At 59.1% G+C, this 23,770-nt stretch carries 23 protein-coding genes; 6 read left to right on the top strand and 17 right to left on the bottom strand.

All coding sequences use genetic code 11. The features are described from left to right. Window positions 1-4: 4 nt before the first annotated feature. The 10 genes from ACR0NF_RS10845 to ACR0NF_RS10890 all read right to left on the bottom strand — a co-directional run bounded on the left by ACR0NF_RS10845 (window position 5) and on the right by ACR0NF_RS10890 (window position 9,351). Entirely contained in the window at window positions 5-598 is a 594-nt protein-coding gene (locus ACR0NF_RS10845; RefSeq protein WP_480778232.1) for an NADH-quinone oxidoreductase subunit C, read from the bottom strand. 11 nt (window positions 599-609) lie between these two features. Continuing rightward, window positions 610-1,143, bottom strand: a complete 534-nt coding sequence (locus tag ACR0NF_RS10850) for a NuoB/complex I 20 kDa subunit family protein (RefSeq protein WP_010442777.1) — start codon at window positions 1,141-1,143, stop codon at window positions 610-612. After that, entirely contained in the window at window positions 1,134-1,499 is a 366-nt protein-coding gene (locus ACR0NF_RS10855; RefSeq protein WP_170325678.1) for an NADH-quinone oxidoreductase subunit A, read from the bottom strand. Before ACR0NF_RS10855 ends, ACR0NF_RS10850 begins: the two co-directional genes overlap by 10 nt. A 176-nt stretch (window positions 1,500-1,675) precedes the next feature. Beyond that, the gene (locus ACR0NF_RS10860; protein ID WP_480778233.1) at window positions 1,676-2,464 is read right to left on the bottom strand and encodes a crotonase/enoyl-CoA hydratase family protein; all 789 of its coding nucleotides are present in this window, start codon (window positions 2,462-2,464) and stop codon (window positions 1,676-1,678) included. 3 nt (window positions 2,465-2,467) lie between these two features. Beyond that, the gene (locus ACR0NF_RS10865; protein WP_480470310.1) at window positions 2,468-3,322 is read right to left on the bottom strand and encodes a hydroxymethylglutaryl-CoA lyase; all 855 of its coding nucleotides are present in this window, start codon (window positions 3,320-3,322) and stop codon (window positions 2,468-2,470) included. 81 nt (window positions 3,323-3,403) lie between these two features. Then, a complete protein-coding gene (locus ACR0NF_RS10870; RefSeq protein ID WP_480778234.1) occupies window positions 3,404-5,332 on the bottom strand; it encodes an acetyl/propionyl/methylcrotonyl-CoA carboxylase subunit alpha in 1,929 nt (642 codons plus the stop codon). 3 nt (window positions 5,333-5,335) lie between these two features. Continuing rightward, a complete protein-coding gene (locus ACR0NF_RS10875; RefSeq protein ID WP_480667497.1) occupies window positions 5,336-5,761 on the bottom strand; it encodes an ASCH domain-containing protein in 426 nt (141 codons plus the stop codon). A gap of 1 nt (window position 5,762) precedes the next feature. Next, a complete protein-coding gene (locus ACR0NF_RS10880; RefSeq protein WP_480778235.1) occupies window positions 5,763-7,367 on the bottom strand; it encodes a carboxyl transferase domain-containing protein in 1,605 nt (534 codons plus the stop codon). Continuing rightward, entirely contained in the window at window positions 7,364-7,825 is a 462-nt protein-coding gene (locus ACR0NF_RS10885) for a hypothetical protein (protein ID WP_480778236.1), read from the bottom strand. Before ACR0NF_RS10885 ends, ACR0NF_RS10880 begins: the two co-directional genes overlap by 4 nt. Then, window positions 7,822-9,351, bottom strand: a complete 1,530-nt coding sequence (locus ACR0NF_RS10890) for an AMP-binding protein (RefSeq protein ID WP_480778237.1) — start codon at window positions 9,349-9,351, stop codon at window positions 7,822-7,824. Before ACR0NF_RS10890 ends, ACR0NF_RS10885 begins: the two co-directional genes overlap by 4 nt. A 136-nt stretch (window positions 9,352-9,487) precedes the next feature. Here ACR0NF_RS10890 and ACR0NF_RS10895 point away from each other — a divergent pair, with 136 nt between their 5' ends. Then, entirely contained in the window at window positions 9,488-10,093 is a 606-nt protein-coding gene (locus ACR0NF_RS10895) for an OmpW/AlkL family protein (RefSeq protein ID WP_480470316.1), read from the top strand. Between the two features lie 46 nt (window positions 10,094-10,139). Here the strand turns inward: ACR0NF_RS10895 and ACR0NF_RS10900 are convergent, their stop codons facing one another. From ACR0NF_RS10900 to ACR0NF_RS10910, 3 genes are all read right to left on the bottom strand, one after another. Next, window positions 10,140-11,303: an isovaleryl-CoA dehydrogenase gene (locus ACR0NF_RS10900; protein ID WP_480470317.1), complete on the bottom strand. Its 1,164-nt coding sequence runs from the start codon at window positions 11,301-11,303 to the stop codon at window positions 10,140-10,142. A 163-nt stretch (window positions 11,304-11,466) separates the two neighbouring features. After that, window positions 11,467-12,657 carry a DegT/DnrJ/EryC1/StrS family aminotransferase gene (locus ACR0NF_RS10905; RefSeq protein ID WP_480470318.1) on the bottom strand — a complete coding sequence of 397 codons (1,191 nt, stop codon included), beginning with the start codon at window positions 12,655-12,657 and terminating at the stop codon, window positions 11,467-11,469. Between the two features lie 39 nt (window positions 12,658-12,696). After that, a complete protein-coding gene (locus ACR0NF_RS10910; RefSeq protein ID WP_480470319.1) occupies window positions 12,697-13,368 on the bottom strand; it encodes an HAD-IA family hydrolase in 672 nt (223 codons plus the stop codon). 134 nt (window positions 13,369-13,502) lie between these two features. On the opposite strand from ACR0NF_RS10910, the gene glmU reads away from it, so the two are divergent. Genes glmU through ACR0NF_RS10925 form a run of 3 tightly spaced genes read left to right on the top strand, consistent with a single transcriptional unit; the run spans window position 13,503 to window position 17,368 of the window. After that, complete coding sequence (gene glmU / locus ACR0NF_RS10915) at window positions 13,503-14,855, top strand: bifunctional UDP-N-acetylglucosamine diphosphorylase/glucosamine-1-phosphate N-acetyltransferase GlmU (protein WP_480470320.1); 1,353 nt, start codon at window positions 13,503-13,505, stop codon at window positions 14,853-14,855. A 3-nt stretch (window positions 14,856-14,858) separates the two neighbouring features. After that, window positions 14,859-16,679, top strand: a complete 1,821-nt coding sequence (gene glmS / locus ACR0NF_RS10920) for a glutamine--fructose-6-phosphate transaminase (isomerizing) (protein ID WP_480667504.1) — start codon at window positions 14,859-14,861, stop codon at window positions 16,677-16,679. Next, the gene (locus tag ACR0NF_RS10925) at window positions 16,676-17,368 is read left to right on the top strand and encodes a DNA alkylation repair protein (RefSeq protein WP_480778238.1); all 693 of its coding nucleotides are present in this window, start codon (window positions 16,676-16,678) and stop codon (window positions 17,366-17,368) included. The genes glmS and ACR0NF_RS10925 overlap by 4 nt, the downstream gene beginning before the upstream one ends. Here ACR0NF_RS10925 and ACR0NF_RS10930 read toward each other — a convergent pair. Continuing rightward, window positions 17,356-17,772 (bottom strand): hypothetical protein, encoded by a 417-nt coding sequence (locus ACR0NF_RS10930; protein ID WP_480778239.1) that lies wholly within the window; start codon window positions 17,770-17,772, stop codon window positions 17,356-17,358. The genes ACR0NF_RS10925 and ACR0NF_RS10930 overlap by 13 nt on opposite strands. 92 nt (window positions 17,773-17,864) lie before the next feature. Between ACR0NF_RS10930 and moaA the strand changes: the two genes are divergently transcribed. Together moaA and ACR0NF_RS10940 are read left to right on the top strand one after the other, a co-directional pair. After that, on the top strand, window positions 17,865-18,872 hold the full coding sequence (moaA, locus tag ACR0NF_RS10935; RefSeq protein WP_480778240.1) for a GTP 3',8-cyclase MoaA: 1,008 nt from the start codon (window positions 17,865-17,867) through the stop codon (window positions 18,870-18,872). Between the two features lies 1 nt (window position 18,873). After that, a complete protein-coding gene (locus ACR0NF_RS10940) occupies window positions 18,874-20,196 on the top strand; it encodes a 3-deoxy-D-manno-octulosonic acid transferase (protein WP_480470325.1) in 1,323 nt (440 codons plus the stop codon). A 45-nt stretch (window positions 20,197-20,241) separates the two neighbouring features. Here the strand turns inward: ACR0NF_RS10940 and ACR0NF_RS10945 are convergent, their stop codons facing one another. The 3 genes from ACR0NF_RS10945 to ACR0NF_RS10955 are packed head-to-tail and all read right to left on the bottom strand — an operon-like array spanning window position 20,242 to window position 23,767. Further along, a complete protein-coding gene (locus ACR0NF_RS10945; protein WP_480470326.1) occupies window positions 20,242-21,405 on the bottom strand; it encodes a M20 aminoacylase family protein in 1,164 nt (387 codons plus the stop codon). A gap of 17 nt (window positions 21,406-21,422) precedes the next feature. Further along, a complete protein-coding gene (locus ACR0NF_RS10950; RefSeq protein ID WP_480470327.1) occupies window positions 21,423-22,586 on the bottom strand; it encodes a M20 aminoacylase family protein in 1,164 nt (387 codons plus the stop codon). Window positions 22,587-22,600: 14 nt separating this feature from the next. Next, a complete protein-coding gene (locus tag ACR0NF_RS10955; protein ID WP_480470328.1) occupies window positions 22,601-23,767 on the bottom strand; it encodes a M20 aminoacylase family protein in 1,167 nt (388 codons plus the stop codon). Window positions 23,768-23,770: the final 3 nt, after the last annotated feature.

The following is a 23,770-nucleotide window of genomic DNA, read 5'->3' on the forward strand; positions in this document are numbered from 1 at the left end:
ACTCCTACTTCTCATCCCCCGGAAGAATGTAGTTCGCACCTTCCCACGGGGACATGAAATCGAATTGACGGTATTCCTGCACCAGCGAGACAGGCTCATAGACCACGCGCTTTTGCGCCTCGTCATAGCGAACCTCGGTATAACCCGTAGTTGGGAAATCCTTGCGCAGCGGATAGCCGCGGAAACCATAATCCGTCAGGATACGCCGCAGGTCCGGATGGCCCGAGAACAGGATGCCGAACATATCGAACACCTCACGCTCGAACCAGTTGGCCGAGGGGTGAACATCGACAATCGAGGGCACCATGTCATCCTCGCGGATCGAGACCCGCAGGCGGATACGCTGGTTCTGGTACATCGACAGGAAGTGATAGACCACGTCGAACCGTTTGGCGCGCTCGGGATAATCAACGCCAGTGATATCGACCAGCGACGAGAACTTGCAGTTCTGGTCGGATTTCAGAAATTCGACAAATTCCACCAGATTCGACGGGGCAACATCCACGTTCAACTCGCCATGGGTCACGTCCCACGACAGAACGCAATCTGCCCGCTTCAGTTCCAACTGCGCGCCGAGTTCCTTGAGTGCTTCGCTCATCTGCCCTCTCCTCAGCGTACGATGGTGCCGGTGCGGCGGATTTTGCGTTGCAGCTGCATCAGACCATACAGCAACGCCTCAGCTGTTGGAGGGCAACCGGGTACGTATATGTCGACTGGCACAACGCGGTCGCACCCACGCACAACAGAATAGGAATAGTGGTAGTAGCCACCGCCATTGGCGCAGGACCCCATCGAGATCACATAGCGCGGCTCGGGCATTTGATCGTAGACCTTGCGCAGCGCAGGGGCCATCTTGTTGGTCAGGGTGCCGGCCACGATCATCACATCCGACTGACGTGGAGACGCTCGGGGGGCAATGCCAAACCGTTCTGCATCGTAGCGCGGCATCGAAGTGTGCATCATCTCAACCGCGCAGCACGCCAGACCAAAGGTCATCCAGTGCAACGAGCCAGTGCGGGCCCAGTTAATGATGTCCTCGGTCGATGTCAGCAGAAAGCCTTTGTCCTGCAACTCGGCATTCAGGGCCTGGGTGGCGACTTCCTTGTCGACGCCGGCGGTGTTTGCACCCGTCATCACTCCCATTCCAGCGCCCCCTTCTTCCACTCATAGGCAAAGCCGATGGTCAGCACCGCCAGGAACACCATCATGGACCAGAACCCAACATCGCTGATGTCCTTGAAGCCAACGGCCCAGGGAAACAGGAAGGCGATTTCCAGATCGAAGATGATGAAAAGAATCGAGACCAAATAGAATCGGACATCGAATTTCATCCGCGCATCGTCGAAGGCGTTGAAGCCACATTCATATGCGCTGACCTTTTCGGGGTCTGGATTGCGGACAGCCAGGACCACAGCAGCCAGAATCAGCACGATTCCAAGGCCCACGGCAACGGCAAGAAACACCAGAATCGGGAGGTACTCCCGCAGCAGGTCTTCCACGTATAGCTCCTTTCCTGCGCATGTCCCGGAAGGGTGCGCCGTCAATTGGCGATTTGACTGGACATTCTCTATCCCTGTGGGGTCAGAGGGTCAACCGAACAGAAACGCGCAGGCAGGCAATATTACCATTCCCCAACCGGCTATGGCTACGAAGGCTCTTCGATCCGCCTGACCGGTTAAACTTGTCTATTCCATACAGGTTTTCGCTTGTCGAAGAAGGCTGCGATTCCCTCTTTTGCTTCGTCGGTTTCCCAGCGCGCGACAAGCTGTTGAATGGTGTGATCAATCACAGCATCGTCAATGCGCGGCCCAAGCGACTGGATCATCTGCTTAGCCGAAGCGACTGCGCCCGGCGCGCAGGACAAATAAGGTTGGATTTCCGCTTCAACCGCCTCTGTCAACGAGTCGGCGGGCACGGCGCGGGCCAGCAGGCCCAGTTCCACTGCTTCTGCGGCGTCGAACAGGCGAGCGGACATAAAGACACGCCGCGCCCGCGCTTCTCCCATGCGGGCAATGACATAGGGGCCGATCGTGGCCGGGATCAGACCCAAACGCGTCTCGGTCAAACCCATCTTCAGGCCGTCCACTCCAATTGCCACATCACAGACCGAGGCCATCCCCACACCGCCACCAAACGCATTACCCTGCAACGCGCCGATCAGGGGTTTGGGCAGCGTGTTCAGGGCGTTCAGCATCTCGGCCAGCTTGCGCGCCTCAACAAAGCGCGTCTCGGGATCGGCCGCCATTTGTGCCTGCATCCAGCCAAGATCACCGCCGGCGCAAAAGCTCTTGCCCGATGCGGCCAGAACGACCACCCGCACCGAGTCATCACTGGCCAATTGCCCGGCGGCCTGTGTCAGCTCTGCAATCATCTGCGCCGACAGCGCGTTATGCTTCTCCGGACGATCCAGCGTCAGAGTGGCCACGCCGCGTTCGTCTGTTTTCAGAGTTATAGTCTCGAACATATCTTATTCCGTCCGCATTGCCCGCGCCATGTCCGCCGCCTGTTCCAGAACAGACGCATCCAGACCCGTCTCATATCCCAGCCGTTCCAGATGCGCAGCCACCGCTTCGGTCGCGACATTGCCTGCCGCTCCGGGCGCGTAGGGGCACCCCCCCAACCCGCCCACGGCGGCGTCAAATACCCGCACGCCCAGCGCCAGCGAGGCGTCGATATTATCAATCGCACGCCCGTTGGTGTCGTGGAAATGACCCGCAAGCCGAGTCACCGGCACCCGTTCACGAACTGCCAGCAACATATGCGCGATCTTGTCCGGGGTTCCCTGTCCAATCGTATCGCCCAGCGAAATCTCATAGCAGCCGTGGGCAAACAAGGCGTCTGCCACCTCGGCCACCTTCTCGGGAGGGGTTGGGCCGTCATACGGGCAATCGGTCACGCAAGAAACATACCCTCGAACCGGCAGATCGATGTGGCGCGCAGCCTCAAGGATCGGGACGAAGCGTTCGATGGACTCAGCAATGGTCGCATTGATGTTGGCTTTCGAGAACCCTTCGGACGCTGATGCAAACACCGCAATCTCATCTGCCTTGGCTGCCAAAGCATCCTCATATCCACGCATATTCGGCGTCAGCGCTGCATAGCGTACGCCCTCGGCCCGCGTGATCCCGGCCAGAACCGCACCGCTGCCTGCCATCTGTGGCACCCATTTCGGTGAGACAAAGCTTGCGACTTCAATCCGGTTAAACCCGGCGCGGCTGAGGCAATCGACCAAAGCCACCTTCTCGGCCACCGGGATCTCGCGCTTCTCGTTCTGAAGCCCATCCCTCGGCCCGACCTCGAATATCTCGACCCGTTCCTTCATCAGCGCGTCCCTCCCCGGCTTATTCTTGTTTCAAAGTAGGATATGACCCGACTGTGCCACGCAATGCACGGGCCGAACAGATCAATCCTCGGCCAAGCGAACCAGCGCCGCACCGGCCTCGACCTGAGCACCCGCCTCGGCCAGCACCTCGGCCACCACCCCATCTCGAGCAGCCAACAGAGAATGTTCCATCTTCATGGCTTCCAGAATCGCCAGACGATCGCCTTCCTTCACCGCCTGCCCTGCAGAGGCAAACACCGCCTTGACCAGACCGGGCATCGGCGCCTCGATTACATTTGTATCGCCCGCGGCACTTGCATCGCGGTCCAGAGGGTCAACAATCTCGAACACCTGCCCGTAGTCTTCAAACACGGTGATCTGGGACCCGGCAACGGCGACCTTGGGCATGGGTACCCCATCAAGGACCCAGCCGTTTCGGCACTGCGCGATCAGCTGTGCGCCCTCGACCTGCCAAATCTGCCGGTCCTGACTTTCGACCTGCACATCCAGATCAACGACCTCTCCATTCCGCAACAACTGCACCGCTCGATGCAGTGGCCCCCACAGGGTAAAGCCCGTCTCTGGATCCGTCTCGACCAGACCAAGCGCCGTCATCGCGGCAGCTACTGTCGAAACGTTATTCGTGCCGGCTTCTTTCACCAGTTCATCAAGGTCTCTACCGATGAGACCCGTATCCACGTCACCAGATGCAAACCCACTGTGACGCGTCAGAGCACCAAGAAATGCAAGGTTGGTCACTGTCCCGGCAACCTCGGTCCGGCGCAGGACGCGATGCAGGCTTTCTAAAGCAACCGCGCGGGTCGGGCCATGCACCACGACCTTGGCAATCATCGGATCGTACCAAGGGCTGATCGTATCCCCGGCCCGCACGCCACTATCGGCGCGGCAGCCTTCCGGGAAGCGCAGATGGGTCAGAGTACCCGTCGCTGGCAGAAAGCCCTTAGGCACGTCCTCGGCATAAAGCCGTGCTTCAAAGGCATGACCATTGATCGATAGATCATTCTGCTGTTTCGGCAGGCTCTCCCCCGCCGCCACGCGCAACTGCCACTCGACCAGATCAATGCCGGTGATCGCCTCAGTCACCGGATGTTCCACCTGCAGGCGCGTGTTCATCTCCATGAACCAGAACCGATCAGGCCGCAGCCCGTCCGAGGCATCGACTATGAACTCAACCGTGCCCGCGCCCTTATAGCCAATCGCCTCAGCCGCACGCACGCCCGCCTGCCCCATCGCCTCGCGCATCTCAACGGTCATGCCGGGGGCCGGGGCCTCTTCGATCACCTTCTGATGCCGCCGTTGCAACGAACAATCGCGTTCAAACAAATGCACTGCATGACTGCCGTCGCCGAACACCTGCACTTCGATATGGCGGGGCTTGGCGACAAATTTCTCGACCAACACAGCATCATTACCGAACGCCGTCTTCGCCTCACCGCGCGCGCTGTCCAAAGCAGCCGAGAAATCCTCGGGCTTCTCGACCAGCCGCATCCCCTTGCCGCCGCCACCTGCAACGGCCTTGATCAGGACGGGATAACCAATGGTATCCGCCGCCCCGGCCAGATGTTCGGGGTCCTGATTGTCGCCATGATAACCGGGCACCACAGGTACCCCCGCTTCCTCCATCAGTACCTTGGCCGCATCCTTCAAGCCCATCTTGCGGATCGCTCCTGCCGATGGCCCGATGAAGGTCAGACCGGCTGCTTCAACAGCGTCCACAAAGTCAGGATTCTCGGACAGAAAGCCATAGCCCGGATGGATCGCCTGTGCCCCCGTATCGAGCGCCACCTGAATGAGCACATCGCCCTTCAGATAACTCTCAGCCGGGGCCGCACCGCCAATATGTACAGCCTCATCCGCCATCTGCACATGCTTGGCCGAAGCGTCCGCATCGGAATAAACAGCCACGCAGGATACGCCCATCTTCTGAGCAGTTTCCATCACACGACAAGCAATCTCGCCCCGGTTGGCAATCAGGATTTTGTTGAACATAGCTTACCCCTCAGCCGCCAGATCTTCGACAAGGCGGAATCGTTCGCACAGCAATTCCATCTCTGGATCGAACCCGCCATTGCGCTCAAAATACCGGCGGTGATCTTCGCGCCATCCCTCAAGCGTTTCGTTTTCACCCTCCGCCAATGCAAAATCTTCGGTCACATCGCAGTATCGACAGGTCGACACCTCGACCGTTTCGATCACCAAAGCCGGACGATCATCCCATTCCAACGCAATATCCCGTCGCCCAACGACCGGAGTGTCAACGCTGCCCTCTGGGTAGTCGCGCAAAGCACCACAGGTTGCCGTTTTCCGACCTGAACGCACCAACGACAACAACTCTGCACTCAGCGTTGCGCTGTCCCCAAACTTGAAGGTCTGCGCGCCTGGATAGCGGACCATGACATCATTCAATGAAACGCTCATCTTACATCCTGAACACGCCGAAACGTGTCTCCTCGATCGGGGCGTTCAGCGCGGCGTTGAGTGACAGGGCCAGCACGTCGCGCGATTTACGGGGGTCGATGATGCCATCGTCCCAGAGACGGGCCGAGGCATAGAGCGGATGCGACTGCTCCTCGAACATCTCCAGCGTTGGGCGTTTGAACTCGGCCTCTTCTTCGGTTGACCAAGTGCCGCCCTGCCGCTCGATCCCGTCGCGTTTGACGGTGGCCAGAACGCCCGCCGCCTGCTCGCCGCCCATCACCGATATCCGAGAATTCGGCCAGGTCCACAGAAACCGCGGCTGGTACGCGCGACCTGCCATTCCGTAGTTTCCAGCCCCGAATGAGCCACCAACAAGCATCGTTATCTTGGGAACCGAAGTCGTCGCCACCGCCGTCACCATCTTGGCGCCATGCCGCGCGATGCCTTCGTTTTCGTATTTGCGACCGACCATGAAGCCGGTGATGTTTTGCAGGAATACCAGCGGTATGCGACGCTGCGAGCACAGCTCAACAAAATGCGCGCCCTTCTGCGCGGCCTCGGAAAACAGCACGCCGTTGTTGGCGATGATTCCGACTGGACAGCCTTTGACATGGGCAAAGCCCGTGACAAGCGTCTCGCCAAAGCGCGGCTTGAATTCATCGAACCGAGAGCCATCAACCAGACGCGCAATCACTTCACGGATGTCATAGGGCGTGCGCAGATCGGCGGGGACGACGCCAAGGATTTCCTCGGGGTCATAGGCCGGGTCCTCGGGGCTGGCCCAATCCACCGTCTGTGGCTTGCGCAGGTTCAGCGACCCGACCGCACGGCGGGCCAAGGCCAGCGCGTGGGCGTCATCCTCGGCCAGATAATCCGCCACCCCGGACAGGCGGGTGTGGACGTCACCTCCGCCCAGATCCTCGGCGCTGACAACTTCTCCGGTTGCGGCCTTGACCAGAGGCGGGCCGGCCAGAAAGATCGTGCCTTGCTCTTTCACGATGATCGTCACATCCGACATCGCGGGTACATAGGCCCCGCCCGCCGTACAGGATCCCATCACCACGGCGATCTGAGGGATGCCCTTCGCGCTCATCCGCGCTTGATTGTAGAAGATGCGGCCAAAATGGTCGCGGTCGGGAAAAACCTCGTCCTGATTGGGCAGGTTCGCGCCGCCGCTATCGACCAGATAGATGCAAGGCAGATGGTTTTCCTCGGCAATCTCCTGCGCGCGGAGGTGTTTTTTGACGGTCATCGGGTAATACGTGCCGCCCTTCACGGTGGCGTCGTTACACACCACCATGACCTCACGCCCCTGTACCCGACCAATCCCGGCAATCACACCGGCAGAGGGCGCAGCATCGCCATACATCCCATGCGCCGCCGTCGCGCCGATTTCGAGGAACGGAGACCCCGGATCGAGCAGGTTCGCCACCCTACGCCGAGGCAGCATCTTGCCCCGAGATTCATGCCGCGCGCGGGATTTCTCACCGCCGCCCATGCGCGCTGCTTCGGCAGCGGCGGAGATTTGCGCCAACGCGTCGAGATGGGCGGTGCGGTTATTCTGGAACTCCGCAGAGGTTGTTATTGCCTTACTAGTGAGCTTCACTGGCTCTCCTCCCTCTGTTCTACCCAATCGGCCAAAGACACTGCTCCTAAATATCGTCCGAAGGACACTAGCGCAGCGCATTCCGTGTCAAAGCTTGGTGTTTCACAGCGACTGGCAACGCTTGTTTCATTCAAAAGTTCCAATCGCTTTTCATACAAGTGTTTTTGAGGAGACAGAGCATCCAGATTTTCTGGAAGCCCTTCCACAACTGCCTTGGACCGGTCTGAGAAATTTGTCGCCAAGTTGCTAAAGCAAGAATGACTGTCCATGGAGAACCGGCAATAGCCGAGGATCACCGCTATACACTCTTGCGTTTTTCCAGCCCGATCCAGTTTACCACCAGCGCTCGCCAGGCAACGTTCTGTCCAAGCATAGGGATTCTTTTCGTCGGCCAAGCTCTTGACTGGCGTTGCAATGCAGGCAACGACGAACAGAGCTGCGAAGTACAGGCTGTTCATCGTAGCGCCCCCTCATTAGCAGCCCGCGCCTTCAAGTCCTTGCGGATCACCTTCCCCGTCACTGTCATCGGCAGCTCATCCAAAAACGCGACCTCACGCGGATAGGAATACTGCGCCAGACGGTCCTTGACCCAATCCTGCAACTCCTGCTCCGCAGCTTCAACGCCCGGCTTCAACACCACATACGCCTTCACGATCTCGGTTCGCAGCGGGTCAGGTTTGCCGACCACGCCCACTGTCGCCACTGCCGGGTGGGTCAGCAGACAATCCTCGATCTCGGCGGGGCCGATGCGATAACCCGACGAAGTAATCACGTCGTCATCGCGGCCCACGAAGCGCAGATAGTTGCCCTCCCACTTGCCGCGGTCTCCGGTGATCAGCCAGTCGTCGCGGAACTTTTCTGCGGTGGCCTCAGGCCGGTTCCAGTATTCCAGAAGCATCGAGGCCGAGCCGCGCCGGATGGCAACATCGCCTTCCTCAGTCGTCGGATTGCCGTCAGAGTCGATCACCGCCACATCATGCCCCGGCACCGGCTTGCCGATACAGCCGGGCTGCACCGGGAAGTCCTCGGCGCAAGAAGACACGACCATATTGCACTCGGTCTGGCCATAAAACTCGTTGATCGTCAGGCCAAACGCCCGCTGCCCCCAAGCCAGCATCTCGGCCCCCAAAGGCTCTCCGCCCGAGGCGACGGAGCGCAAGCCGGGGACGCTCTGATCCACAGCCTTCAGCATGCGCAGCGCGGTTGGGGGAAAGAACACATTGCGCACCCCGCCTCGTGCGATGACCTCGGCGCAGGCTTCGGGGGTGAATTTGTCCAAGCGTGCAGCTACCACAGGAACTCCTAGCGCAAGCCCTGGCATCAGCACGTCGAACAGCCCTCCGATCCAGGCCCAGTCAGCGGGTGTCCACAGACAATCACCGTCTCGCAGATGGTTGTGACTGATCGAGACGCCCGGCAGGTGGCCCGTTAGCACCCGGTGCCCGTGCAATGCGCCTTTGGGGCTGCCGGTGGTACCGGACGTATAGATCAGCACCGCCGGATCCTCGGGCCCCGTATCAGCGAAGAGAACTGCCTCGCCCTGTTGCCCAATCTGATCGGCCAGCAGCGGCTGTGCCAGATCGCCCAGCAACGTGGCACCTTCGGCGTCCGTCAGGACAAGCCGCACGCCTGCATCGCCGACACGAGAAGCCAAAGCATCGCGCTTGAACAGTTTGAACAGCGGCACCGAAATCGCGCCGATCTTCCAGATCGCAAGATGCGCTGCGGCGCACCAGGGTGATTGGCTAAGCAGCACCCCCACCCGCTCGCCCGGTTGAACACGGTCTAGTAACACCCGGGCAATGCCATCGACCATTTCATGCAGATCGGCGACACGGATCGCGCGACTTTCGAATGCAGTCAGATCAAGGATGGCGACCCGGTCAGCGGGCTGTGACAAGCATTGGCGCGCCATGTTCAGCCGGTCGGGTAGCTCCCAGCTTTGATCAGAGCGCAGGCCCGGTATGATCTCAGCGGGACACATGCATATTTCTCTTTGCTTTACAGTGAGTTAGCGCCCCATCAGCCGACGCATGAATCACAGAGACTTGATACAGATCAGAGTTCTGCGTCCGCGGAATCATCACAACACGGGCATCAACAGAACCAAAGGCATGAATATGACAAAGAAACTCGCCGCTTTGACCCTTTCTACCGCACTTGTTGCGCTGGCTGCCCCGGCCTTCGCCCAATCCCAGGGCGACTGGACCGTTGGTGTCGGTGTCGGCTATCTGGACCCCAAGTCCAACAACGGCTCTCTGGCCGGATTTGACGCCGATGTCGACTCGGACACCCGCCCGATCTTCACTGTCGAGTATTTCATTCAGGACAACCTCGGGATCGAGCTGCTGGCCTCGACCCCCTACAAGCATGACGTCACCCTCGGCGGCAGCGTCGATGCGGGCAGCGTCAAACACCTGCCGCCCACCCTGTCGCTGAACTATCACTTCCCGACCAACAGCGCGTGGAAGCCTTATGTCGGCGCCGGTTTGAACTACACCATCTTCTTCGAAGAAGATTCGCCCCTGGGCGATCTGGACCTGGACAATTCCTTCGGCGTCTCGCTGCAGGCCGGTCTGGATTACATGGTCACCGAAAAAGGTGCCATTCGCCTGAACGTGCGCTGGTTCGACATCGACTCGGACGTCAAACTGGACGGAGCCGACATCGGCACCGCAGAAATTGATCCCTGGCTGATCGGCGTTTCCTACGTCCATCGCTTCTGATCCAATCGTGAAAGCCCCGCGGTTCACTGAATCGCGGGGTTTTCCGTCACAGCATCTCGTTCATCATTTCGCGACCGATCAGCATCCGGCGGATTTCGCTGGTACCTGCGCCGATCTCCATCAGTTTTGCGTCGCGGAAAATCCGGCTGACCGGCGCATCCGACAGGAACCCGGCCCCGCCCAGCGCCTGCACGGCCTGATGCGCCTGCACCATCGCCTGCTCCGAGGCATAAAGACAGCACGCCGCCGCATCCTGACGGGTCACATCCCCTCGGTCGCAAGCCTTAGCGACCTCATAGACATAGGCGCGCGCCGAGTTCATTGCGGTATACATATCCGCAATCTTACCCTGCATCAGCTGGAATGATCCAATAGGCTTACCAAACTGTTTGCGTTCGGCCAGATAAGGCATGACCTCATCCAGGCAAGCGGCCATTATGCCCGTACCGATTCCGGCCAGAACGACGCGCTCGTAGTCAAGCCCGGACATCAGAACCGCGACGCCTTTGCCCTCTTCGCCCAGCACGTTTTCAAACGGCACTTCTACATCTTCAAAGATCAGCTCTGCCGTATTCGACCCTCGCATCCCCAGTTTGTCAAAATGGGGCGAGGTCGAGAATCCCTTCATCTCTTTCTCGATCAGAAAGGCGGTAATCCCCTTGGATCCTGCCTCCGGATCGGTCTTGGCATAAACAACCAGCGTGTCCGCATCCGGCCCGTTGGTGATCCAGTATTTGTTGCCGTTCAGTCGGTAGTGATCGTTGCGCTTCTCAGCACGCAGCTTCATCGACACCACATCCGACCCGGCTGAGGACTCAGACATAGCAAGCGCCCCTACATGATCGCCCGAGATCAGACGTGGCAGATATTTCTGTTTCTGCTCGTCATTCCCATTCAGCTTAATCTGATTCACGCAGAGGTTCGAATGCGCCCCGTAAGACAGAGACACCGAGGCCGAGGCCCGCGCCACTTCTTCCACCGCGATGGTATGCGCCAGATAGGACATCCCCGCCCCGCCATACTCTTCGGGCACAGTGACGCCCAGCAGCCCAAGCTCTCCCATCTCTTTCCAGAGCTCATTCGGAAAGGCGTTCGAGGCGTCAATCTCAGCCGCCATCGGCTTCACGCGTTCCTGCGCCCAGCGGTGGACCATCTCACGCAGGGCATTCACATCCTCACCCAGATCGAATTGCATAGTGGCCATAAACATGCGGGGCTCCTCTAGCAGCGTTAATGAACAAGTGTTCAATAAACAGATAGCAGCGATTCCACGTCCGGTCAACGACGCCGCGCGGATCAACGCAAAACGCCGCCCAGCAAGGGCGGCGTTTTCATAAAAAACCGAGCGTGCGCTGAAAGCGCGCTCCGCTGGATTACGATTGATAAACCGCGCCCACCTCGGCCCGAATGATCCGCGCGATCAGGCGACAATCCTCCAGCGAGAACGTCAACGGAACACGCATATCCATGATCCCGGCCAGAATCCTGTCGCTCTTGGGCATCGGCGCACTGTCCGCATACCGCCAGCTGTCATAGCGCGAGGTAAAGCCCGAAGGTTCTGCCCCGCCAAACCACTTCAATTCGACCCCGCGTGCGGCGCAGCGGCGGGTGACTTCGGCAATGCGCTCCGGAGTCCAATCCAACAACAGAAACTGGATAGACGAGCCGACATAAGTTTCCCCGGCAGGACGCTCGACAACCGTAAGACCCGGTGTTTCGCGCAACCCACGCTCGATCTCATCATACCGTTCGTTCCAGCGTGCAACCTGGCGATCCAGCACCCGCAATTGAGGACGCAGGATTGCAGCACGCAGATTGTCCATACGGCCCGAAACGTTGGGTGTGGTGTATTTGATCTGCTCAAACACCTCCGGACCAGGCACGGCCAGATGGCGCTCATAGAGCATATATGACCCGGACAACATGGTAGCTTTTGCAGCCAGCTCCGGGTCATCCGTAACCAACAATCCGCCCTCGCCCGAGTTCACATGCTTATAGGTCTGGCACGAATAACAGCCGATTGCCCCTTGTCGCCCGGAGAGCTGACCCTGCCAGGCCGCCCCCATCGTATGCGCGCAATCCTCGATCACAATCACCCCGGCCGCGTTACACATCTGCATCAACCGATCCATATCGCACAGATGCCCACGCATATGGCTGAGCATCAGCACCCTGGCCTGATCCAGCTTGGCCTCAAGATCATCGAGATCAATGGTCAGTGCCTCAGTCACGCCGACAAAAATTGGTTTCGCCCCGACCGACGCAATAGCCCCCGGCACAGGGGCCAGCGTAAACGCGTTTGTCAAAACCGGATCACCCGGCCCGATCCCCACGGCCCGCAACGCGGTGGCCAAAGCGTAACCGCCCGATGAGACGGCCAAACAATATTTCGCCCCCATCTGAGCGGCAAATTCCTGTTCCAGCAATGCCGTCTCGCTTAATTCATCAGGCGCGACGTTATAGCGATGCAAGCGCCCATGGCGCATCACGGCCAATGCGGCCTCGATCGCTTCATCGGGGATAGGTTCCTGTTGGGTGAAACTGCCAGTGAAAATCTCGGTCATGGATTGGTTCTGAGGCCGAAATGATCAAGGGTCAAGAGATCACGCCGCCGCTCCGATCAAATCGGAAACCAGTTTCGGCAAATCATCAAAATGATGCAGCAGCGCCTCGGGCTCCAGCGTGGCCATATCCTCCCCGGAAGGGCCAAAAGTGACCAGCACCGAGGGCACACCTGCAGCGCGTGCGGTATTTCGGTCCGTATCTGAATCGCCGATCAGAACGCAATGGTCCGGATGCCCCCCTGCGCGCCGTGCCGCTTCGCGCAGCGGCTCGGGATCGGGTTTGCGCACGGGCAGTGTGTCTGCCCCCACCAGCGAGGCGAATTTGTCCCGCACGCCCATTCGAGTCAGCAAGAGATCTGCGAGACCCTCGGGCTTGTTGGTGCAGATACCTACGCCATACCCCGCTTGCGACAGACGCTCGACAGCATCCAAAGCACCAGGATAGAACCGGGTGTGCGTGTCAATCGCTTCAGCATAAGCTTCAAGCAAGACCGGATAGTAAGCCAGAACTGTATCGTCGGCATAGGCTCCGACGCGCCTGAGCCCATGCGTCAGCATCATCCGCCCGCCCCGCAGGGCGACCCCGGCATCCTGCTCGTGAACCAGCACATCCCCATGCCCCATCTGCCGGAAACAGTGGTTGGCCGCTGCCAGCAGATCACCGGAGGTATCCGCCAAAGTCCCGTCCAGATCGAAGATCACCGTACGCATGTTGCCTCCTGCCTCAGCGGTTTTTCGCCGCCCCATGTTGCAAACGGCAATCTTGTTTGATGGCTGAACCGCTTGCGCCTTTGACCTCAGCGGATAAAACGGGGCGCAACAAAACACAAAGAGAAAACGATTTCATGACCACCGCCCTTGTCATTCTTGCCGCCGGGAAAGGCACAAGAATGAACTCTGACATTCCCAAAGTCCTGCACCCGATTGCACAGGTACCGATGCTGATCCACGCCATGCGCGCCGGAGCCGTCCTGTCGCCCGAACACACCGTGATCGTCACGGGCCACGGGGCCGAGGCTGTCTCGAAGGTTGCGAAGGCCGAAGACGAGACTGCACAGATCGCTGTGCAGGAAGAACAGCTTGGAACCGCACATGCAGTGGCGCAGGCGCGCAATGCGTTGGACGGGTTCGAGGGTGATGCGGTCGTGTTGTTCGGTGATACGCCTTTTCTGCAACCCGAGACGCTGGAGCGGATGATCGCTGCGAGGGCTGAGAATGATCTGGTCATTCTCGGCTTTGAGGCTGCCGATCCCGCACGGTATGGTCGTTTGGTGATGCAGGGCGATACGCTAGAGCGGATCGTCGAGTTCAAGGACGCGACAGATGAAGAGCGCACCATAACCTTTTGTAACTCGGGTCTTATGGCGTGTGATGCGCCAACGCTGTTTTCGTTGATCGATGCGGTGGGCAATGATAATGCTTCAAGCGAATACTACCTGACCGACGTGGTAGAAATCGCGGGCGACCGCGGCTTGCGCGTGACCGCAATCGCCTGCGATGAGGCACAAACGCTGGGCGTGAACTCTCGTGCCGACCTGGCGGCGGCGGATGCAATCTTTCAGGTGCAGGCGCGGGCCGATCTGTTGGATCTTGGCGTCACGCTGATGGCCCCCGAGACCGTATATCTTGCCGCAGATACCGTCATCGGGCGCGATGCCGTGATTGAACCACATGTTGTCTTCGGCCCAGGTGTCACCGTCGAAAGCGGTGCCACGATCCGCGCGTTTTCGCATCTGGAGGGCTGCCACGTCAGCCGAGGTGCCACTGTTGGCCCATATGCGCGCTTGCGCCCGGGAACCGAGTTGGCCGAAAACACCCGCATCGGCAATTTCGTCGAGATCAAGAATGCCGAGATCGCCGAGGGCGCGAAGGTCAATCACCTCAGCTATATCGGCGATGCCACGGTCGGGGCGGCAACAAATATCGGGGCCGGTACGATCACCTGCAACTATGACGGCGTGATGAAACACAAAACCACGATTGGCGAGAATGTGTTCATCGGCTCAAACACGATGCTGATCGCTCCGGTGTCGCTGGGCGACGGAGCGATGACCGCAACGGGAACCGTGGTGACCAAGGATGTCGAACCGGACGCACTGGCCGTTGCGCGCGCCAAGCAGGAAAACAAGCCCGGCTATGCCCGTAAATTGTTTGATATGTTGAGGGCGAAGAAAGCGCGCCGCGACAAAGGAGCCTGATTTATGTGTGGAATTGTTGGTGTTCTGGGCAGTCACGAAGCAGCCCCCATTCTGGTCGAGGCGCTGAAACGGCTGGAATATCGCGGCTATGACAGCGCCGGGATTGCAACGGTCAATGATGGAACGCTTGGACGGCGCAGAGCTGTAGGTAAACTCGTCAATCTAAGCGACCTTTTGGTTCACGATCCCCTGCCCGGTAAATCCGGCATCGGTCATACCCGCTGGGCTACGCATGGTGCGCCTTCGATCAGCAACGCGCATCCGCATCAGGCCGGACCTGTCGCTGTTGTGCATAATGGCATTGTCGAGAATTATCGCGAACTGCGCGCAGAATTGGCCGAACACAGCATCGGCTTTCAAACGGAAACCGACACGGAAACCGTCGCCTTGATGACCGAGCACTACATGTCACAAGGTTTGAACCCGGTTGACGCTGCTTATAAAACGATTGATCGGCTTGAGGGCGCATTTGCGCTCGCCTTCCTGTTCAACGGACAGGACGATCTGATTGTCGCTGCCCGAAAGGGATCGCCTTTGGCCATCGGGCATGGAGATGGTGAGATGTATGTGGGCTCGGACGCGATTGCCCTGGCGCCGCTGACTGATCGCATCACCTATCTGGAAGAAGGCGACCGGGCGGTGCTAACCCGCACATCGCTTGAAATCCGCAACGAAGCTGGTGAGATCGCCAATCGCGAGATGCGCCAGATCAAGGTGGATCAGTCGCGCGCTGACAAAGCCGGGCACAAGCACTATATGGCCAAGGAAATCGCCGAACAGCCGGTTGTGGTAGCCGAGGCGATCCGGTCGTATCTGCCGACTGGCGGCGACCAGGTGGTTCTGCCCGAAGAACTGGACTTCACCAAGCTCGACCGCCTGACCATGGTGGCCTGTGGCACCGCTTTCTATGCCTGCCTGACCGCCAAGTACTGGTTCGAACAACTGGCCAAAATGCCCGTCGAGGTCGATATCGCCAGCGAGTTTCGGTATCGCGAACCTCCGATCACCGACCGCACATTGGCGCTGTTTGTCAGCCAGTCGGGTGAGACCGCAGATACGCTCGCCGCGTTGCGCTATTGCGAAGGCAAGGCAGACAAGATCGTTTCTGTCGTCAACGTTCCTGAAAGCTCGATTGCGCGGGAAAGCGATATTACTCTACCGATTCACGCCGGTGTCGAGATCGGCGTTGCCTCGACCAAGGCCTTTACCTGTCAGCTGAGCATTTTGCTGATGCTGGCGCTCAAAGCCGCGGCGGATCGTGGTACTCTGAGCGACGAAGAACTGGCAGACCACGCAGCGGCGCTGCGCGGGCTGCCTTCGGTTCTGAATACCGCACTGGACGAAAATAGCGCCATCCGCAAATCAGCCCAACGCCTGTCCGAGGCGCGTGATGTGCTGTTTCTGGGGCGTGGCCTGATGTATCCGCTCGCCATGGAAGGCGCGCTAAAATTGAAGGAAATCAGCTATATACATGCTGAAGGTTATGCGTCAGGTGAACTCAAGCATGGACCCATCGCCCTGATCGACAAGCACATGCCAGTGGTGGTCATGGCCCCACGCGACACGGTGTTCGACAAAACCGTGTCCAACATGCAAGAGGTCATGGCACGCAAAGGCAAAGTCATTCTTGTGTCCGACGATGACGGCATCGCCGAAGCCGGAGATGAAGCCTGGAGCACGATCCGCATGCCGCATGTGCACCCGAGCCTTACGCCGATCCTCTATTCGGTTCCCGCACAATTGCTCGCCTATCATACTGCCGTCGCCAAGGGGACGGATGTGGATCAGCCGCGCAATCTGGCGAAATCCGTGACTGTCGAATGAGCGACGCTCTGCTAAAGACTCATCTGGATCAGATCAAAGCTCATAGCGACCCAGAGCGTGCGGAACAGGTGGCGGCCTATCACAAGGCCGACCGCATCTATCTTGGCGTCGCTAATCCGATCCTGAATGATTTGACCAAAAGTTGGCGGCGCGAACTCGACGTGCCCGGACGGATCGAACTGGCATCTGCCCTTTGGCAAACCAACATACACGAAGCCCGCGTGGCCGCCGCAAAGCTGCTGACGCAAGCACGCGTCCGCCCGGATGATGCCGTATGGGATCTGCTACAAAGCTGGCTACCCGATTTTGACGCATGGGCCATCGCGGACCATGCCAGCATGGCAATGCAAAAGCGGCTCGCTGCCGATCCTTCGCGGCTGGATCAAGTTGAAAACTGGACCCAGTCCGACCACATGTGGACCCGGCGCGCGGCGCTGGTCGCCACCTTGCCCTGGACCAAGCAAAACCACCCGAAGCCCGAGGAGCTGGCATGCCGAGACCGCGTGCTGAGCTGGGCCGCGAGATATGTGCCTGACCGGGACTGGTTCATTCAGAAAGCCATAGCCTGGTGGCTGCGCGAGCTTTCCAAGCATGACCCCAAACGCGTGACAGATTTCCTCGATCAGCACGGCGCAGCGATGAAACCTTTCGCCCGCAAAGAGGCCGGGAAATACCTTCAGTCTGAATAAACATCCAGCTCAACCAGCTCATCAAACGGGATCAGCAGGGCGCGCATCGCTTCAAGCGACAATCGTCCGCCGCCCCTCTCAGGCCCGGGCGCGGGTACAAGCGTCACATAGGCCTGCGCACCTGTCCGAGGCACAACAACGCGACCATTAATCTCGGTTTCAACCAAAGGTGTCTGCAGCCAGCGTCCCGGTGTGTTTGGGTCACCCAAACCTGCGATGGTACGTTTCGCACCAGCCCAGCCCGCATTGGCAACCACCTCGGTGGGTGCCGCTTCTACAGGTTCAGCAACGGCGGGTGCAGGCTCCGGCTCTGTCGGCGCACCTCCAAAAACCCGGTCGGTCGTGGACCGAACCGCATCACAGCCCGCGACAAGGCCACAAACCAATAGCAACGCATATCTCATGCTCAAACATCTAGAGCGCCGCACCGATCTGTGCCAGCCAAAAACACAAATCGCCCTTGCCGGTAGGCCACCCGCGCTTTACCTATACCAGCATGACTGCTCCGCTTATCGATCCATTTGCCCGCGCCATCACTTATCTCCGCGTTTCTGTCACGGACCGCTGTGATTTCCGCTGTGTCTACTGCATGTCGGAAGACATGAAGTTCCTGCCCAAAAAAGACCTGCTGACGCTGGAAGAACTGGACCGCATGTGCACGACCTTCGTAAACCTCGGGGTGCAGAAACTGCGCATCACCGGGGGGGAACCATTGGTGCGCAGGAATATTATGTCTTTCTTCAACAGCATGACGCGGCATCTGGACAGCGGCGCGTTGAAAGAACTGACGCTGACCACCAATGGCTCACAACTGCATCGCTTTGCAGATGATCTTTATGCGGCGGGTGTACGTCGTGTGAACATCTCGCTCGATACGCTGGACGATGACAAGTTTGCCAAGGTCACCCGCTGGGGGCGCTTGAAGCAAGTTTTGAACGGCATTGATGCCGCCCAAAAGGCAGGGCTGCGGATCAAGATCAACGCGGTGGCGCTAAAAGGCTTCAACGAGCCTGAACTGCCCCGTATTACCGAATGGTGCGCCGAACGCGACATGGATCTGACCTGGATCGAAGTCATGCCCATGGGGGATATCGGTAATGAGGATCGTCTGGATCAGTACTGGTCTCTGAAAGACGTGCGCAAGGAATATGAGAACCACTATTCGGTTACCGATCTGACCGAACGCACTGGCGGCCCGGCCCGCTATGTCCGGCTTGAGGAAACAGGCCAGAAGATCGGCTTCATCACGCCGCTGAGCCATAATTTCTGCGAAAGCTGTAACCGCGTACGCCTGACCTGCACCGGCGAGTTGTATATGTGTCTCGGACAGGAAGATATGGCTGACTTGCGCGCGCCGCTACGCGACCACCCCGATACCGAGAAACCGCTCGAAGACGCGATCCGCGCGGCGATCAATCTCAAGCCCAAAGGCCATGATTTCGACTATTCCCGGCAAGCCGTCGATGGCCAGATGAGCCGCCACATGAGCCACACAGGCGGCTGACTTGCCTGGCCCCGACGAACAGCCAACACTGTTGTACAACCTGTACTGCGGCCTGACCTCGTTTGTCGGACCACTGATCTGGCGCAAAGTACGCACCAAGTTGCAGGCTGCCGACGTCCCCGAAACCCGCCAACAAGAGCGGCTGGGCCACGCCAGCCTACCCTGCCCCAACACCCGCCTGATTTGGTTTCACGCCGCCAGCGTTGGCGAAAGCTTGTCTGTCCTTAGCCTGATCAAGCGATTGGCGGAGCGCTTGCCCGACGTCGAATTCCTTATCACTTCGGGCACGCCAACCTCGGCCGAACTGATCGCCAAACGCATGCCCCCGCGTACGCGTCATCAATATTCGCCGCTCGACAGCGAAGGCCCGGTGCGCCGGTTTCTGGACCACTGGAAACCGGATGCGGCAATCTTCGTCGAAAGCGAGATTTGGCCCCGCCTGATCGTTGAGACGGCAAAGCGCGGAACCCCACTGGCCTTATTGAACGCCCGATTGTCCGAGAAATCTGTGGCCGGTTGGATCAAACGACCCAAAACTGCGCGCTTCATCCTGAGCCATTTCAACCTGTTCCTGACCCAGAACGACAGGACCGCCAGCAATCTGATCGCTATGGGCGCGTCGCCAGATAAAGTAAGACCCGGCACCAATCTCAAGGCCATGTCCGATCCGCTACCCATAGATACTGAGGCCCTGTCTTGGATCAAAAACCAGATCGGCGACCGCCCAATCTGGATCGCCAGTTCTACACATCAAGGCGAAGAAGAAACCGTGCTCGCAGCGCACAAAGCCCTGCTCAGCCGTTGGCCCGACTTGTTGCTGCTGCTGATCCCGCGCCACCCCGAGCGTCGAGATGAGCTAAGCAAGCTGATCGGTACTGAGGGGCTCACCCATGCACAGCGCAGTACAAACCAGTCGATCGCTGCACAGACACAGGTCTATATGGCAGACACGCTAGGCGAATTGGGCACTTGGTATGCGCTCTGTCCCATCGTATTCCTCGGCGGCTCTCTGAAAGAGATCGGAGGCCACAACCCCTTTGAACCTGCCCAAGCCGGTGCCGCCGTCCTCACCGGCCCCGGATATTTCAATTTCGCCGAAACCTTCGCCCCCCTGATCGAAACCGGCGGTGCAGTGCAGGTCGAAACCGCGTCCGAGCTCTCAGCAGCTGTTGCCCACTGGCTCTCAGACCCACAAGCACTTCAAAGCGCGCGCGATGCAGCAAAATCCTGCGTCAACACACAGTCCAACGCCCTGAATTCCGTCATCGGAACCCTGTGCACCCAACTCAACCTGAGCGCACGGGATCCCTCTTCATCTGGCTAAAAATATCTCGGGGAGCACGAGGGGCTGGCCCCTCGCTTCACTCCGTCAAGCGGCGGGCATCCGTTGTTCAACAATCTCGGCCCACCAGCTGCATCCGGCGGGAATGGCCTCGTCGTTGAAGTTATACTCAGGGTGGTGAACCATAGCCGTATCGCCATTGCCGACCAGGATATAGGCGCCCGGACGTTCCTCCAGCATGAAGGCAAAATCCTCACCTCCCATGACCAGAGGTGCCTCATCACAGCTGCCAGAAACCGACTTCGCTACCTCGGCTGCAAAATCCGTCTGCTCGTCGCTGTTCACCATGACCGGATAGCCGCGAATATAGGTCACATCCGCTGTGCCACCAAAGGTCGCCGCCACTCCTGCGCAAATCTCGTTAATCCGCTTCTCTGCCAGATCGCGCATCTCTTTGCTCATCGTACGCACGGTGCCTTTGATCTGGACCGTTTGCGGAATGACATTGAACGCCTTGGACGAGGTCTCAAACGAGGTCACCGACACCACGACCTGATCAATCGGGTCGGCATTGCGCGAGGCAATCGTCTGCAACGCCAGAACCGCCTGCGCCGTCATCACGGTCGTGTCTACGGTCTCCTGCGGCTTCGCAGCGTGACCACCACGGCCTTCAAAGGTAATGTCGAACTGATCGGTCGCTGCAAAGAACGAGCCCGGACGGATCGCAAAACTGCCCACCGGACGTCCCGGCCAGTTATGCATGCCGTAGACTTCTTGAATGTTCCAACGCTCCATCATGCCGTCTTCGCACATCTCGCGACCGCCACCGCCGCCTTCTTCGGCGGGCTGGAAGATCACCACCACGGTGCCGTCGAAATTGCGCGTTTCCGACAGGTATTTCGCCGCACCGAGCAGCATCGCGGTATGGCCATCATGGCCACAGGCATGCATCGCCCCATCGGTTTTCGAGGCGTAATCCAGCCCCGTCGCCTCATGGATCGGCAGTGCGTCCATGTCAGCCCTCAGACCAATGACATTCCCTTTCGAGTCGGACTTGCCCTTGATCACACCAACAACGCCAGTACGACCGATCCCGGTAACAACCTCGTCACAGCCGAACTCTTTCAGCTTGTCAGCGACCAAAGCGCTGGTGCGATGGGTTTCAAACAGGATCTCAGGATTTTCGTGAATATCCCGTCGCCATTCGGTGATTTCATCCTGCAATTCGGCAAAGCGGTTCTTAACTGGCATCTCTTCTCTCTCCTAATTCAAGCCGCCGGCATCCGGCGCTCGACCATTTCGGCAAACCATGAACACCCCATCGGGATGATCTCGTCGTTGAAATTGTATTCGGGGTGGTGCAACCCGGCGCTGTCGCCATTGCCCAGCACGATGAAGGCCCCGGGGCGTTCCTCCAGCATGAACGAGAAATCCTCGCCCCCCATTACCATCGGCGCCTCGCCGCAGCTGCCGCCCACGGAAATGGCGGCCTCGGCGGCATATCCCGTCTGTTCTTCAGCGTTGATCGTCACCGGCACCCCGCGCGTGTAGGTGACTTTGACGGTGCCGCCAAAGGTCTCGGCGATGCCCTCAGCCACTTCGGTCAGCCGCGCCTCGATCAGGTCACGCATTTCGTTCGAATGCGTCCGCACCGTGCCCTTCACCTGCGCCGATTGCGGGATCACGTTGAACGCCTTGGACGAGGTCTCGACCGAGGTCACAGACAAAACCGCCTGCAAGATCGGGTCCGCATTGCGCGACACAATGGTCTGCAAGGCTACGATCAGTTGCGACAACATCACAGTCGTATCAATTGTTTCATGCGGTTTGGCCGCGTGACCGCCTCGACCTTCCAGATGTATATCGAACTCATCCGCAGCCGCCAGCAGTGGTCCGGACCGGATGGCGAACTGACCCGTCGGCACACCGGGCACATTGTGCATGGCATAGACTTCCTGAATGCCGAACCGATCCATCAGACCGTCCTTGCACATCGCCTCGGCCCCGTTGCCGCCCTCTTCCGCTGGTTGAAAAATCACAATGGCCGTACCATCAAAATTGCGCGTCTCAGACAGGTATTTCGCCGCGCCCAGAACCATTGCCGTATGGCCATCATGGCCACAGGCATGCATGGCACCTTCGGTTTTTGAGGCATAGTCGAGGCCCGTCTGCTCCTGCATCGGCAGCGCGTCCATATCGGCGCGCAGCCCGATCACGCGGCCCTGCGTGTCGGTTTTACCTTTGATCACGCCAACAACACCGGTCCGGCCAATGCCGGTCACGACCTCATCGCAACCGAACTCCTTCAGTTTTTCGGCCACCAAAGCGCTGGTGCGGTGGGTGTCATACAGGATCTCGGGGTGTTGATGGATGTCCCGCCGCCAACCGGTGATCTCTGCGTGCATTTCGGCGAGTCGGTTCTTGATTGGCATCTGATCCTCCCAAATCAGGCGACGGGCAATCGTCGCTCCACCAGTTCAGCAAACCAGCTGCACCCGGCGGGAATGGCGTCGTCGTCGAAGTTGTATTCCGGGTGGTGGCACATGGCCGTGTCCCCGTTTCCGATAAAGATGTAGGCCCCGGGCCGTTCTTCAAGCATGTAGGCGAAATCTTCTGACGGCATGATCGGATCAGTGCTGTCATTGACCTTGCCCGACACCGCCTCGGCCGCCTCAGCCGCATATCCGGTTTCGACCTCGGAGTTTACCGTCACCGGATAGCCCGGCGTCCACGTCATTTCGGCAGACGCGTCGAAGGCCGAGGCCGTGTCTTCCGCGATCCGGCGCACGCGATCTTCGGCGATCTTTCGGTATTCGGGATCAAGCGTGCGAACGGTGCCCCGCAACCGCACCGTATGGGCAATCACATTCGAGGCCACACTATCGGTTTCAAAGGTCCCGACCGTCAGCACCACCCGTTTGATCGGGTCCACAGTACGCGACACAACCGATTGCAAAGCCACAACAATATGAGATGCCACGAGCGTTGTATCCACCGCCTCATGCGGGGCGGCGGCATGACCACCCTTGCCCGTCACAACAATTTCGAACTCATCCGAAGAAGCCAATAACGCGCCCGGCCGAATGGCAAACTCACCAACCGGCATCCCCGGCATGTTGTGCATGCCATAGACTTCCTGAATGCCCCAGCGGTCCATCAGCCCGTCCTGACACATAGCCAAGCCACCTGCACCACCCTCTTCGGCAGGCTGGAAAATTAACACAACGGTGCCGTCAAAGTTCCGAGTCTCGGCTAAATACTGAGCCGCCCCGAGCAACATCGAGGTATGCCCATCATGGCCACAGGCGTGCATCTTGCCAGAAACGGTCGAGGCGTAGTCCAGCCCCGTTGCCTCCTCAATCGGCAGAGCATCCATGTCAGCGCGCAGCCCGATCACCCGGCCCTGCGTATCCTGACGCCCTTTGATGACGGCAACCACTCCGGTTTTGCCGATCCCCGGCGTGATCTCATCAACGCCGAACTCCTTCAGACGATCGACCACAAACCCTGCTGTTGCTTCAACATCATACATCAGCTCGGGATGCATATGCAGGTGACGTCGCCATTTGGTGATCTCGCCATGCATCTCGGCGAGCCGGTTCTTGACGGGCATCTT

It is taken from the genome of Ruegeria sp. CF4, from assembly GCF_056537345.1.

Excerpts from the sequence above, each read along its gene's own strand:
- ACR0NF_RS10845 (WP_480778232.1), bottom strand. The coding sequence starts at position 598 with ATGAGCGAAGCACTCAAGGAACTCGGCGCGCAGTTGGAACTGAAGCGG.
- ACR0NF_RS10850 (WP_010442777.1), bottom strand. The coding sequence starts at position 1,143 with ATGGGAGTGATGACGGGTGCAAACACCGCCGGCGTCGACAAGGAAGTC.
- ACR0NF_RS10860 (WP_480778233.1), bottom strand. The coding sequence starts at position 2,464 with ATGTTCGAGACTATAACTCTGAAAACAGACGAACGCGGCGTGGCCACT.
- ACR0NF_RS10865 (WP_480470310.1), bottom strand. The coding sequence starts at position 3,322 with ATGAAGGAACGGGTCGAGATATTCGAGGTCGGGCCGAGGGATGGGCTT.
- ACR0NF_RS10870 (WP_480778234.1), bottom strand. The coding sequence starts at position 5,332 with ATGTTCAACAAAATCCTGATTGCCAACCGGGGCGAGATTGCTTGTCGT.
- ACR0NF_RS10875 (WP_480667497.1), bottom strand. The coding sequence starts at position 5,761 with ATGAGCGTTTCATTGAATGATGTCATGGTCCGCTATCCAGGCGCGCAG.
- ACR0NF_RS10885 (WP_480778236.1), bottom strand. The coding sequence starts at position 7,825 with ATGAACAGCCTGTACTTCGCAGCTCTGTTCGTCGTTGCCTGCATTGCA.
- ACR0NF_RS10890 (WP_480778237.1), bottom strand. The coding sequence starts at position 9,351 with ATGTGTCCCGCTGAGATCATACCGGGCCTGCGCTCTGATCAAAGCTGG.
- ACR0NF_RS10895 (WP_480470316.1), top strand. The coding sequence starts at position 9,488 with ATGACAAAGAAACTCGCCGCTTTGACCCTTTCTACCGCACTTGTTGCG.
- ACR0NF_RS10900 (WP_480470317.1), bottom strand. The coding sequence starts at position 11,303 with ATGTTTATGGCCACTATGCAATTCGATCTGGGTGAGGATGTGAATGCC.
- ACR0NF_RS10905 (WP_480470318.1), bottom strand. The coding sequence starts at position 12,657 with ATGACCGAGATTTTCACTGGCAGTTTCACCCAACAGGAACCTATCCCC.
- ACR0NF_RS10910 (WP_480470319.1), bottom strand. The coding sequence starts at position 13,368 with ATGCGTACGGTGATCTTCGATCTGGACGGGACTTTGGCGGATACCTCC.
- glmU (WP_480470320.1), top strand. The coding sequence starts at position 13,503 with ATGACCACCGCCCTTGTCATTCTTGCCGCCGGGAAAGGCACAAGAATG.
- glmS (WP_480667504.1), top strand. The coding sequence starts at position 14,859 with ATGTGTGGAATTGTTGGTGTTCTGGGCAGTCACGAAGCAGCCCCCATT.
- ACR0NF_RS10925 (WP_480778238.1), top strand. The coding sequence starts at position 16,676 with ATGAGCGACGCTCTGCTAAAGACTCATCTGGATCAGATCAAAGCTCAT.
- ACR0NF_RS10930 (WP_480778239.1), bottom strand. The coding sequence starts at position 17,772 with ATGAGATATGCGTTGCTATTGGTTTGTGGCCTTGTCGCGGGCTGTGAT.
- moaA (WP_480778240.1), top strand. The coding sequence starts at position 17,865 with ATGACTGCTCCGCTTATCGATCCATTTGCCCGCGCCATCACTTATCTC.
- ACR0NF_RS10945 (WP_480470326.1), bottom strand. The coding sequence starts at position 21,405 with ATGCCAGTTAAGAACCGCTTTGCCGAATTGCAGGATGAAATCACCGAA.
- ACR0NF_RS10950 (WP_480470327.1), bottom strand. The coding sequence starts at position 22,586 with ATGCCAATCAAGAACCGACTCGCCGAAATGCACGCAGAGATCACCGGT.
- ACR0NF_RS10955 (WP_480470328.1), bottom strand. The coding sequence starts at position 23,767 with ATGCCCGTCAAGAACCGGCTCGCCGAGATGCATGGCGAGATCACCAAA.